The following is a 12,096-nucleotide window of genomic DNA, read 5'->3' on the forward strand; positions in this document are numbered from 1 at the left end:
TGCTGGGGGAAGAGGTACTGCCGTCCCACGCTGTATCGGGGAGTCCCGGACGAGGTCCCGCTGGCTGCCATGGAAGCCGGTCCGTATGCTGACAGACGCCTCGCTGCCTCAAGACAGCCGGACCTGTGAACGCCCGGAGCTTAGACGTCGTTTCGTTTGGTGGGATGGGTCGTTGTGCTGGGCATGGCGAGGCTTGTCGAGCGGCTGGTGCCGGATGAGTTGTGGGAGTTGTTCCGTCGGGTAGTACCCGAGACGGTGGTGATACGCCCGCAAGGAGGCGGACGTCGGCGCGCCGGGGACCGTGAGTGTCTGGCCGCGATCGTGTTCGTGGCGACGTCGGGCTGCACGTGGCGGCAGGTCCCGCCGGTGTTCGGGCCGGCATGGCCGACCGTCTACCGTCGCTTCGCGCGCTGGAGCGCGGACCGGGTCTGGGCCCGCCTGCACCGGATCGTCCTGGACGAGCTCGGCTCCCGCGGTGAGCTGGACTGGTCGCGCTTCGCCATCGACTCGGTGAGCGTCAGGGCCCTCAAAGGGGGCCCCTGACCGGACCGAATCCGACCGACCGTGGCAAGAACGGATCGAAAATCCACCTCGTCACCGACCGGTCGGGCCTGCCGGTCGCGGTCGGTATTTCCGCGGCCAACACGCACGACAGCCTCGCCCTGCGGCCGCTCGTCGCGTCGATACCGCCGGTCCGCAGCCGGCGCGGGCCACGCAGACGCCGACCGGGCAAACTGCATGCGGACAAGGGCTACGACTACCCCCACCTGCGCCGATGGCTGCGCGAACGAGGTATCACACCCCGTATCGCGCGTCGCGGCAAAGAGACCTCACGGCGCTTGGGCCGCCACCGCTGGGTGATAGAGCGCACGATGTCCTGGCTCGCCGGCTGCCGTCGGCTCCACCGCCGCTACGAACGCAAAGCGGAACACTTCCTTGCCTTCACCGCACTCGCCACCACACTGATCAACTACCGCCGACTCACCAAGTGAAACGACGTCTTAGCGCTCTGACCTGCACTCCTGCACTACCGCCGAGTCGCTGCAAATCCTGTCCCTCGCAAGCCGGCAGGACCCAGGCTGACCAGCGATTTTACTCTCGGGCCGTCATCCACCCTGGAGGGTTCGGAACGCGAACCTAACGGGAACTCACCAGCTCGCTACGCGCGGGCCGTCATCCACCCTGGAGGGTTCGGAACGCGGTTGATGCGGTCGAGCAGCTTCATGATCCCGCCGTCATCCACCCTGGAGGGTTCGGAACTCCAGTTGCTCGGCCACGTACAGGACGGCCGGGAGGCCGTCATCCACCCTGGAGGGTTCGGAACCCAGGAACCCGCCCGCGAACGGCACGGGCAGCTCGCCGTCATCCACCCTGGAGGGTTCGGAACCTGTGCGGGCCGCTGTCGGCCCTGGGCGCGGTGGCGTGCCGTCATCCACCCTGGAGGGTTCGGAACTCTGGACCGAGCACGGCCACGGCCTGGCCATGGCCAGCCGTCATCCACCCTGGAGGGTTCGGAACTCGATCGTCGAGCGCCCGGTCTGCCCGGCCCGCTCGTGCCGTCATCCACCCTGGAGGGTTCGGAACTACTCCGAGGACATGATCCGGGTGGCCTTGTCCATCCCGCCGTCATCCACCCTGGAGGGTTCGGAACACGTCTTCCAGTTCCAGCGCGGGACCGATGGTCAGGCCGTCATCCACCCTGGAGGGTTCGGAACAGATTCTTCAGCGAATCCGTGATCCGCTGGAAGGTGGCCGTCATCCACCCTGGAGGGTTCGGAACATGACGCGGTCTACCCGTTCCTCGCCCGCAACAGGGGCCGTCATCCACCCTGGAGGGTTCGGAACACGCCCTGTACGACGAGATCGTCCAGCACCTCGCGCGCCGTCATCCACCCTGGAGGGTTCGGAACACGGCGTGCTGACCGAGCACGGCGGGACGTACAAGCCGGGCCGTCATCCACCCTGGAGGGTTCGGAACCCGTCCCGCCCTGACGGGTCGGTGCGGGCCGGTCGCGGGCCGTCATCCACCTTGGAGGGTTCGGAACGCCAGCTCCTGGCGGCTGATCTCGGTGGCGCCGAGGGCCGTCATCCACCCTGGAGGGTTCGGAACGCGTTCGGCCGCTTCGCAACGGCCGCGGCGAGGTAGGCCAGGCCGTCATCCACCCTGGAGGGTTCGGAACACCGGACCACCAATGCGACCGGTCCTCTCACCCAGGGCCGTCATCCACCCTGGAGGGTTCGGAACGTGAGGCCGGCCGGGCAGGCGGCCACGTTCTCGTAGGGCCGTCATCCACTGGAGGGTTCGGAACATCGACACCGTCGTCCAGAACGTCTTGCGGGGCGGTGCCGTCATTCACCCTGAAGGGTTCGGAACCACTTCGGGCAGCGCACGCCGTACACGCCGCGCTGCTGGCCGTCATCCACCCCGGAGGGTTCGGAACTCCAGTTCGGCGGTCCGGGTCGAGTCCGTCTTCCTGGGCCGTCATCCACCCTGGAGGGTTCGGAACCCGAGCGGATCACGCTGCTCGTGGCCGTCGCGCTGCTCACGCCGTCATCCACCCTGGAGGGTTCGGAACAACGCGAGGGGTTCGTGGCGTACGTGGCGATGATGGAGGCCGTCATCCACCCCGGAGGGTTCGGAACGTCCGCGCTTCGGCCAGCTCCTGGCGCAGCTCGGCGCCGTCATCCACCCTGAAGGGTTCGGAACACCTGCGCCCGCAGCGTGCGGACATCATCCGCCAGGCTGTCATCCACCCTGGAGGGTTCGCAACCACGGGAACTGGAGGGCGCCGCGCGGACCTACGCTGCGGGCCGTCATCCACCGTGGAAGGTTTGGAACGCCTGGACCACCTCCAGGGCACGCGCTCCGGCCACCTACCGTCGTCCACCCTGGATGGTTCGGAGAGGTGAGATCGATGACAACGTGGGACATCGGCCGCAGGACACTGGCCATTGTCCAACCTTGGGTAGTTCCCCATCAGGTGCTGCTCTCGCTCCAGTTGGCGCTATCACCGACGGGATCCCGCTGAGGCTGACGCCTGTAAGCCCGACATGCGACGTGCTGTCTGGAAAGCCTGCTCGGTTATCGAAAGGCGGCGACGCCGGCTAGGAACAGGCCGAATGTCGTAGCGCTGACCGTAGCGCCCGCCTTGAGAGCTGTGACCCCATGGGCTCCGAGTAGAAATAGGGCGTTCCCTGCGATGAAGCCAGCGATGATCGAACATAGTAGGCCGATGGCCAACATGCTCTTGGCTGTCGGCGTCATGTCTGAGGGCCTGGGCAGGTTGGAGTGGAAGAGGTAACCGGGCGCATGCTGTCTTCGCCTCCCATGGTGACTTACCGCCGACGTTGAGAGGGCGGTTGTGATGCCGTGGATGTGGTGTAGGAGCGACGACCAGCTCAGCTAGAGTGTGCAACCGGAGCGGTTCCATGTGTGTCGTGCTCTGGTACAGGCAGCGCCTGCGCGTCTCTACAGCTCTTACCTGCTCTGGAGAGTTGGGAAAAAGCAACTACCGCAGCTGTAGTCCACCGCTGCTCGTCCTTCATTAGCCCTAGAGGGTTCCTGCGGGGTTCGGCTTTGCTATGCCACGCTGCGGGGTGTGGTTGAGCTACGGCAGGTAACGGCCATCGTGTGCGCAATGGAACTATGAGGAGTGGGCTGGCCGGGAACGGAATTCACTTCCGTCTTCCCGAGACGTGGCGCAGGCGCCGGGGGCAGTCCATCTCGTACGGCGGCGGAATCCATCTGATAACCGTGAACTACCTCCTTGACGTGCTCAGGTCGGGGTAGGGGCGAACTGCCGCCGCAGCCACCGTTTGTCTGATTCGACCCTAACGGGCCGGTGACCTGTTTGTCTGGGCAGTGACGATCAGTACCTGACGGATTCACCCATACGGCCTCGATCGGCCGTCACTAGAGCTGGAGTAGTTGCTTCGAAAGACTTCTGGTCCCGCAGGAGCAAGTGCCGAGTCGTTTTTCCACTCAGATGTATGCCTGGCCACTTCTGATATGGCCTGTGGTGTGGTGCCAAAACTTCGCGAGGCGTCAGGTGCAGTACCCGGCTGCGCGGCGATGTTGGCCATGAGGGGCCGGGGGGGCAACGGGCTATCAGGTTCAGGCCAATTGGGAATCTTCTTGGCATTGCCATGGTGGCAATCGGGTATGGGGCCAAGCTTCTTGCCTACCCCCGGATGCGCGGTCAGCGGGCGTGACTCATCAGAAGCGTCAAAGGATCTCGCCTGGGCTGCCACGCCAGAGGCCGAGGGTGGAGGTCTCGACGAGATCCGGGGAGCGGGTGGTGTACGTCACGATCGTGTCGTGATCCGGGTCGATGACTGCCTCAAGGGCAGCCATGAGGGCACGGTACTGGGCGGAGGAGAGTTCGCCTTGGAAGACGCTGCGCTGAGTCCAGTGCAAGTACTTGCGGCAAGTCTTGAGCACTTTCGGGTTGCGCTCCACGGCGGTGTCGTAGACGAGGATGACGAAGATCTCGGATCACCACCACGGACGGAAGGGCTTGTAGGTAGTTCCCTCAAGGCACAGTCGTACGATTTTCAGGGCTTCGAGGTGGATGAGTTCCTCGTAGCTGACCTTTCGCTTGAGCGTTCGGTGGTGAACCGTTGTCGCGAGTTCTTCCTTCATCATGGCGGCGACCTTCTTACGGCCGTCTTTGCTGAGTGACGCCCTGCCTACGTCCGTCTCGAAGTCCGAGCTCTTCAGGCTTTTCTGACTCGCGGCTCGTCTCAGCAGGCGCTCGGCGAACAGCGGCTTGAAGGGCTCGGCCAGGTCCAAGGCCAGAGTGTTGCGGCGGCGGTCGGTGTCCGAGTGGAGGAAGCCGATCGCCGGGTGCAGAGGCGTGGCGCGCAGAGCGGTCAGAACTCGTGAGTACACGAGTGCGTTGAGGTAACTGATGAAGGCGTTACCCGCATTCGTCGGTGGCCGGCGGGTTCGGCCGTTGAGGCGTAGCCACGCGGGGAGCAAGGTGTCGAGGGCGGCCCATCCGGTGCGCCGGTAGTTGCCCTCCTGGCCCATGATCTCGTCGCTGTCCTTGCAGTCGGGCAGAGCACCGCGCAAGGTCAGCAAGGCGGATTCCAGGAGGTCGGTGTCCAAGGCCCAGCGCAGGTTCTCGGCCGTGGCCAGGACAAGCGAGCGGCCGACGGCTGCTCGCTGCTCGGGGTCGGCGGTGAGCTCGACTTGCCGCCGGACGACATTCGCTGATGACATGGACTCGGCCGGAGAGAAGTGACCGGCGTGGTTGCCGTAGTGGTCCAGGACATGAAGAGTCACGCCGTGGCGGCTCAGTAGTGACAACACGGACGTGTTGACGTCCACATGGTCGAAGGCAACAAAGTCGCGGATGTCAGTGACGGGAATACGGACGGGGCTGCCGTCAGCGCGCTCGACGCGGACGCTGTTGTCCTCGCGACGAATGCGGCACGGCTCGGTCAACCAGTACGTGCGGCCAACAGCGGGCATCAGTCTCCCCAGCAGTAATCAAGGTACGAGCAGCCACGGCACTTCGCCCGCGGCAAACGGGCTGGTGCTTCCGCGGCAGCGACGACGGCGCGGGCTCGACTTTCGGCTTCCTCGGCTTGCGCTCGCGCCTCGGCGTCCCAGGTCACATCAGTGGTGCGGCGAACAAGGGGGTAGTGCACGACGCCGGCCCGGACGGCGACACCACGGCGTTCCAGCAAGAGGCAGTAATGGCGGACTTGGGCTGCGTGAGCAGGGTCGGGAGCACGGGAGGACTTCGTTTCGTGGACGACCGCGCCCGTCGTCACCCAGTCGATCTTTGCTTCGCCGAGGTCGACGTCTCGCCGGCGGGTGAAGGTAGTCTCGTCGACGACCTCCCCGAAGGCGACGAGGTCACTGCGCTGCTCGGGGCGGTAGCCATGGCTGTACAGCCATAGCTGGCGGGGGCAGTGAAAGAGGTACTTGATATGGACGCCGCCGACCGGGCTTCCGTCTTCGTCGGAGTCACGAGTCTGGTGCGGCAAGGAAGCGTCTCCGGTTATGGCAGAGGAAGATCGGTGACGGCATCGTAGTCCTCTTGCTGTGCGGGGGTGGGCAACTCCGTGGGTGTGGTGCGGTGTTACACCGGCGGGCGGTTGCGACAGCCGAGCGCGTGGATCCCCCCGTGGCAAGTGGTGCTCATGGGGCATCTCGGCGGGGCTCCGTGAGATGAGGCAGGTGGCGCCAAGACCCCGCGCAAACGGGTGAGACAGAAGGAGCCGAAGAGCGCCGGGGCCGTCCACGATCGTGGCGCAGCTCTGGAGGCTGCTCTCGGGTAGGGGGTGGCCACCGTGGTCAAGTGTGCGAAGGTCGGGAGCGAGGTTGCGATGCTGCCCGCAGGAGCTGACGTCGTCGTCGCCTTCGACGCGGGTGCGTCCATTGCCGGCCGGGAGCACCGGCACTGCCCGCCCGAACCCCAGAGCACGGTTCTTGGTCTCCCCGAAGATCCAAGTAAGAGTTCAGGGCATCTGTGGGCCATCTGTGGGCCAGGGCGGCAGAATCTGGCTCTGGTGAGGGTGTTTCCCCAGGTTAGCGGGCCCTGAGCGGCTGCGTGCGGCCTGGTCTTGAAAACCGTCGTGAGGCAACCCCTCACCGTGGGTTCGAATCCCACCGTGCTGCGTGGTCCCCGTTCACTGCTGCGGTTCCCCGGGTGATCGGGACGGACAGGTGTCCGTGCTTGTCCGCCGTGTGCGTGGACGTTGTCACGCACGTGGGGACCCGGCAGTGGGGTGTCCTACAGTCGCCGCATGCGGCGATGGACGGGACTGGCGGTAGCCGGGGTCGCGGCCCTGGCCTGGGGCGAGTGGTTGAACTGGCGCTGGTCTCGGGTTCTCGTGGGGGACAGCGGGGTGGGTTCGGTGGCCGTGGTGGTGTTGGGGTACCGCAATCCCCAAGCGACGGCGAACTTGATCAACCGATGGCGAGTCCGTGCCGGGATTCGCTCCATCGCCGCTGACGGTGCGCAGGGGAGCCGCGTGATCTTCAGCGGCGGCGCGACGGGCACGGGCGCCACGGAGGCCCAGGTGATGGCTCACTACGCGAAGTCGGTGCTGGGGTTCGACGGCACGGTGCTTCTCGAAGACCGAAGCGCGACGACGTGGGAAAACATCACGAACGTGATCCCACTGCTTGAAGACGTGGACCGCGTCAAAATCGCCTCCCAGCCGGCTCATGCGCTCAAGGCCCGCGCGTATCTGCGGCGGCAGCGCCCCGATCTCGCCGGGAGGTTGGTGCGCGCGGATGACTACCGCCCTGGCGAGTGGATGCTCGTCAAACCGCTGCTGGCTCTGTACGGACTGTGGACACTCCGCGGTCTCACGGCCGACGAACGGAAGGTTTCGCCGTAGGCAGCCGCTGTCGCTGGGCGTCAGAGCATGGTGGTTCCCGAGCTGGTGCCAGTAGGTCATGCCCGAGCCGAAGCCGAGCATGCCCCGAACACCCGCCGGTCCGGATCCCGCTTGCGCCCGGGTGCCGAGCCCGCCGTGCAACTTTGGGCATCGTGGGACCGGGTTTGGGAGAGCCCCGGGTCTGAGTGGTGAGGTCGGTGTTCGTGGCCTGGCCTCGACAGGTAGGTTCCGGTGGTGCGTTGGAAGCACTTCGCGGGGGGAGGCACCGGTGGACGTCGTGGCGATCATGGAGGCACTGGCTGAGCAGGGCATCACCGTGGTCTTCAAGGCCGACGCCGAGCGGATGGCGGAGCGGCGCGAGCCCTGGACGTTCGTGGCCAGTGGCGCTCCTTCGCGTGACGACGTCCTCGTACGAACCGATGCGGCCTCGGTCGAGCAGTGCCTCGAAACCTGCCTGCCCCGCCTGCGCGAACTGGGCTTCGCGCTGCCCCGGTAACGCGAGGGACGTGCCGGCGCACCGGGTGTGGTCCCCGTTCAACGGGGGAAAGGCCGGTCAGCCGCCGGCCCCCGGAAGGAGAATGGACGCATGCCGTCGCTGGACGCGCTTTTTGATTCGCTGACCGAAAGACGCGTCACGGGCGTCGACATCCCTGGCTACCTGGACCGAGAGCACGGCCATCCAGTGTTCTGTCCTTGGTCGTGGTCGGCTTGTCTGCGGATGGACTCGGGTTTCCTGCGGCTCGACTCCACGGGCAGCGGAGGGCAACTGGCTCTCGCCGTGGTGGACAAGGTGGAGGTGCCCGAGCCACTGCTGGAGGGGGACGAGGAGTTCGCCACGACGGACTATGGCCACCTCTTCCTCGCGGAGGCGACGCCGCGCCGCATCGTCCGGGTTCGGTACGCGACCAACGCCGAGTCGGTCCCTGGACTCACCGTGCGCTGTGCCGAGTTCACGTTCGAGCCGCACGCCGTCCTGTTCGCCGACCCGATGTGGACGTTCGGTATCCGGCTGAGTGGGGAGGGCGCCTACGACCGGTGGGTGGCGGAAACGCGGGAGAATCCTGAACTTCCCTATCAGGAACGCGAGTGGGGATGAGCGCGGGAAGGCATGCGGGCGAGGGCGGGCGAGTCCGTCGTGAGGCAACCCCTCACCGTGGGTTCGACGGTCCGGGATGGTCACCAGGCTGTCGCGATGTACTTGGTCTCCAGGTACTCCAGCAGGCCGTCGTGGGCGCCCTCGCGGCCGGTGCCGCTTTCTTTCCAGCCGCCGAAGGGGGCGGCCGGGTCGGAGACGGCGCCGCGGTTGATGCCGACCATGCCGACGTCGAGCCGGTCGGCCACGCGCAGGGCCCGGCCGAGGTTCTGGGACTGGACGAAGCCGACGAGCCCGAAGACGGTGTCGTTCGCCAGCGTCAGCGCCTCGTCGTCGTCCTCGACGACGACGATCGGCGCGACCGGGCCGAAGATCTCCTCGGTCAGGGCCGGTGATCCGTGCGGGACGCCGGTGAGGATCGTCGGGGGGAAGAAGGCGCCCGGTCCGTCGAGGGCCCGGCCGCCGATCACGGTCTCGGCGCCCTCGGCGACCGTGGCGTCGACGATCCGGCCGATGTCGGCCACCGCCCCGTCGTGGATCATCGAGCCGAGGTCCACGGCGGCGTCGAGCCCGTGGCCGATCCGTATCCGGGCCATCGCCTCGGCGAACCTGGCCGTGAACTCGTCCGCGACCCGCCGGTGGACGTAGAAGCGGTTCGCCGCCGTGCAGGACTGGCCGCCGTTGCGGAGCTTGGCGACCATCGCGCTGTCCACCGCGGTGCCGATGTCGGCGTCCTCCAGCACGAGGAAGGGCGCGTTGCCGCCCAGTTCCATCGAGGTGCGGACGACACGCCGCGCCGCCTTGGCGAGGAGCAGCCGGCCGACCTCCGTCGAGCCGGTGAAGGAGAGCTTGCGGACGCGTGGGTCCTCCAGCATCGCGTTGACGACGGCGCCGGCGCGCGTCGTCGGAACCACGTTCACGACGCCGTCCGGCACGCCCGCGTCGCGGAACACCTCGGCCGTCGCGAGGGCGGTCAGGGGTGTCTCCGCGGCCGGTTTCAGCACGACGGTGCACCCGGCGGCGAGGGCCGGGCCGATCTTGCGGGTGGCCATCGCCGCCGGGAAGTTCCACGGGGTGACGAAGACGCTGACGCCGACCGGGCGCAGGTCGGTGATCATCCGGCCGTTGCCGTGCGGCAGGGGGCCGAAGGCGCCCAGTGCGCGGCATGCCTCCTCGGAGAACCAGCGCAGGAACTCCGCCGCGTAGTCCACCTCGCCGAACGCCTCGGCGAGCGCCTTGCCGCTCTCGCGGGTGATGAGCCGGGCGAGCGGGTCGCGGCGCTCCCGCATCAGGTCGAACGCCCGCCTGAGCAGCTCGCCCCGCCGCCGGGGCGGGGTCGCCGCCCAGTCCGTGGCCGCCGCCGAGGCGGCGGCGACCGCGTCGACGGCGTCCTCCGGCGCGGCATCGGCGACGGTGGCGAGCTGTTCGCCGTTGCCGGGGTCGAAGACGGCGAACGTCGCGCCGCCGCGGGCCGCGGTCCACTGCCCGTCGATGAAGGAGGCGCCGTGGGGAAGGGAGAGACCGGTCCCCGGGACCACATCGGTGGTGATCATGAGCATGCCTTGCTGTCGGGAGTGGTGTCAGGCCGGGAAGCGGCCACGGAGGAACTCGCTGTCCGGCAGATCCGTCACGGGAAGCCCGGCGGCCGACAGCCCGGCACGCAGGGTGCGCATGTGGCGGTCCGGCGCCCGCATGGCGGGGGCCCGCCGCGGCCCGCCGCCGAATCCGGCGAGCCAGGCCTGGTACTTCCAGATCGTCCGGGTGAGCCCGCCGGTGGCGCTCAGATAGCCGCCCGTCCCCGCGTCGTGGGCCTGCCGGGGGGGGTTGCCCCGCCAGTAGTCCTCCATCGCCTCGGCCCAGCGGCCGGCGCGTGCCTTGGCGAAGGCCGCGGGGAAGTACGTGCTCATCCACTGGGTGTTGCTGGTGCCGGAGAAGCGCAGGTCGAGCACGTCCATCAACGGGACGCAGTGGCCCTCGATGGGGCAACTGATGACCACCTCACCGGCGAAGTGGTGGTACGTCTCGATCACGCCGGCCGGCAGCGGGTAGCCCTGCTCGGCCTTGATCGCGACGATGTTCGGGATGGTGTCGAGCATCCGGCGGATCAGCGCCACGGACATGCCCGCGGGGTGGAACCGTTCGAAGCCCCAGCTCGGCAGCGGGAAGATCATCACACCGAGTCCGGTCTGCTCGCAGAATCCGCGGGTGTACTCGTAGACGTCGTCCTCGGACTCGGCGCGGAACTGCGGTGGGTACGACAGCAGTGCCAGGTCCGCGCCGGCTTTCTCGGCGAGCCTGGCGGCGCGGATGTTGTCGGCGAGCGTGCCGAAGGCGGCGTGGAAGAACAGGCCGAGCCGGTCACCCGCGGTGTCCCGCGCGATCGCGGTGAACTCCGCGTTCTCCTCGGGGGTCAGGTTGACCTCGGCCATGACGAGGGTGTGATCGAAGCCGAGACCGATGATGTGCTCGATGTCGTGGGCGATCGCGGCCCGGTTCAGCCGGGTCAGGTCCGCGGTGAAGGACGGGATGGTGACGCCGGACACTCCGGTCAGGTTCTCCAGCGCCCATTCGCGCGCTTCGCCGGGTCGGTAGGCGGGCATGGTGGCTCCGCTCCCTTCGCTGTTACTTGGTGACGGGGGTGACGAGGGCCGGCAGGCGGCGCCCGATCCCGCGTTCGGTGGCCTCGCGGTAGAGGTGCTCGGCCAGGACGATGTCCTGGAGGGCGGAGCCGACGGACTTGTAGACCAGGATCTGGTCGGGTGACGACCGTCCGGTGACGCGACCGCTGATCAGGTCCGCGAGCGGGACGAGCCGGGCGTCGATGTCGATCCCGGCGGCCCGGGCGGCGATCATGTCGCCGCTGTCGTCGCGCACTTCCTCGACGACGTCGGCGACGATCAGGTCGGCCCGGGCGATGGTGGTCGTATCGGCCTCGCGCTGTTCGGGGAGGGTGGACCCGATCGAGACGAGCGTCGTTCCGGGCCGCAGCCAGGCGCCGTCGATCACCGGGGTCTCGTCGCGCGACCGCGCCGCGCAGATGACCAGGTCCGCTTCCCGTACGGCCGCCTCGGGGGAGTCCACCGCCCGTGCCCGGCCCGTGACACGGTCCCGGGCGCGCGCGGCGAAGCGCTCGCGGTTGGCCGGGGTGGGGCTGAACACCCGCAACGCGCCGATGTCCCGCACGGCGGCCAGGGCGTCGACGTGGTTGGTGGCCTCGAACCCGGCGCCGATCACCCCGACGGAGACCGGTCCGGCCACGGCCAGCCGGTCCGCGGCGAGCGCGGAGGTCGCGGCGGTGCGCAGACCGGTGACGTGGTGTCCGTCGATCACGGCCAGCAGTTCGGCGGTACGGCGGTCCTGGAGCGTGATGACGTAGCTGACCTCGCCGGTGGCCGTGGCCGCGGTGATGAGCTTGGCGCCCACGACGTCCCCGGACGTCGACACCGCGGTGAGGCCGCGCAGCCAGACTCCGTCGCCCCGGGCCATGGTGCGCGGCGGCACCATCTCCGTGGTGATGGTGCCGCCGTACGCCTCGGCGAGGACGTCGACGGTCCGTTTCCACGCGGTCAGCTCCAGGACGTCGGCGCTGGACAGCGCGAGGGTCGAGGCGCGGGGCGCGGTGGTGTCCATGGTGTCGATCCCCT

The 12,096-nt window shown here is 67.9% G+C and carries 10 protein-coding genes and 1 CRISPR repeat array; of the genes, 4 read left to right on the top strand and 6 right to left on the bottom strand.

Annotated elements, in window-relative coordinates:
- Positions 1–183: 183 nt before the first annotated feature.
- Positions 184–992, top strand: a protein-coding gene (locus BN2279_RS28615; RefSeq protein WP_104531059.1) for an IS5 family transposase whose coding sequence is annotated in 2 segments (ribosomal slippage) — positions 184–531 and positions 534–992 — 807 coding nt in all. Because the reading frame shifts where the segments join, the coding sequence is not laid out codon by codon here.
- Between the two features lie 110 nt (positions 993–1,102).
- Positions 1,103–2,246: direct repeats of the CRISPR family, unit length 29 nt; unit sequence GCCGTCATCCACCCTGGAGGGTTCGGAAC.
- 1,979 nt (positions 2,247–4,225) lie between these two features.
- On the opposite strand, the gene cas2 is transcribed toward BN2279_RS28615, so the two are convergent.
- The 3 genes from cas2 to BN2279_RS27815 are packed head-to-tail and all read right to left on the bottom strand — an operon-like array spanning position 4,226 to position 5,997.
- Positions 4,226–4,489: a CRISPR-associated endonuclease Cas2 gene (gene cas2 / locus BN2279_RS16470; RefSeq protein ID WP_059010297.1), complete on the bottom strand. Its 264-nt coding sequence runs from the start codon at positions 4,487–4,489 to the stop codon at positions 4,226–4,228.
- Between the two features lie 6 nt (positions 4,490–4,495).
- On the bottom strand, positions 4,496–5,476 hold the full coding sequence (gene cas1b / locus BN2279_RS16475) for a type I-B CRISPR-associated endonuclease Cas1b (RefSeq protein WP_059010300.1): 981 nt from the start codon (positions 5,474–5,476) through the stop codon (positions 4,496–4,498).
- Positions 5,476–5,997: a CRISPR-associated protein Cas4 gene (locus tag BN2279_RS27815; protein ID WP_079032214.1), complete on the bottom strand. Its 522-nt coding sequence runs from the start codon at positions 5,995–5,997 to the stop codon at positions 5,476–5,478. Before BN2279_RS27815 ends, cas1b begins: the two co-directional genes overlap by 1 nt.
- Positions 5,998–6,759: 762 nt before the next feature.
- Here BN2279_RS27815 and BN2279_RS16485 point away from each other — a divergent pair.
- The 3 genes from BN2279_RS16485 (at position 6,760) to BN2279_RS16495 (ending at position 8,455) form a co-directional block, all read left to right on the top strand.
- Entirely contained in the window at positions 6,760–7,359 is a 600-nt protein-coding gene (locus tag BN2279_RS16485) for a YdcF family protein (RefSeq protein ID WP_059010303.1), read from the top strand.
- Between the two features lie 268 nt (positions 7,360–7,627).
- Entirely contained in the window at positions 7,628–7,855 is a 228-nt protein-coding gene (locus BN2279_RS16490; protein WP_059010305.1) for a hypothetical protein, read from the top strand.
- 90 nt (positions 7,856–7,945) lie between these two features.
- Complete coding sequence (locus BN2279_RS16495; RefSeq protein WP_059010307.1) at positions 7,946–8,455, top strand: hypothetical protein; 510 nt, start codon at positions 7,946–7,948, stop codon at positions 8,453–8,455.
- A gap of 80 nt (positions 8,456–8,535) precedes the next feature.
- Here the strand turns inward: BN2279_RS16495 and BN2279_RS16500 are convergent, their stop codons facing one another.
- From BN2279_RS16500 to BN2279_RS16510, 3 genes are read right to left on the bottom strand one after another with little or no spacing between them, the layout of a single operon-like run.
- A complete protein-coding gene (locus BN2279_RS16500) occupies positions 8,536–10,005 on the bottom strand; it encodes an NAD-dependent succinate-semialdehyde dehydrogenase (protein WP_059010909.1) in 1,470 nt (489 codons plus the stop codon).
- 27 nt (positions 10,006–10,032) lie between these two features.
- Positions 10,033–11,052, bottom strand: a complete 1,020-nt coding sequence (locus BN2279_RS16505; RefSeq protein ID WP_059010309.1) for a dihydrodipicolinate synthase family protein — start codon at positions 11,050–11,052, stop codon at positions 10,033–10,035.
- 22 nt (positions 11,053–11,074) lie between these two features.
- On the bottom strand, positions 11,075–12,082 hold the full coding sequence (locus BN2279_RS16510) for an ornithine cyclodeaminase family protein (RefSeq protein WP_059010311.1): 1,008 nt from the start codon (positions 12,080–12,082) through the stop codon (positions 11,075–11,077).
- Between the last annotated feature and the right edge of the window lie 14 nt (positions 12,083–12,096).

Origin of the sequence: Streptomyces specialis, assembly GCF_001493375.1 — a bacterium.
In the GTDB taxonomy this organism is placed as follows: domain Bacteria; phylum Actinomycetota; class Actinomycetes; order Streptomycetales; family Streptomycetaceae; genus Streptomyces; species Streptomyces specialis.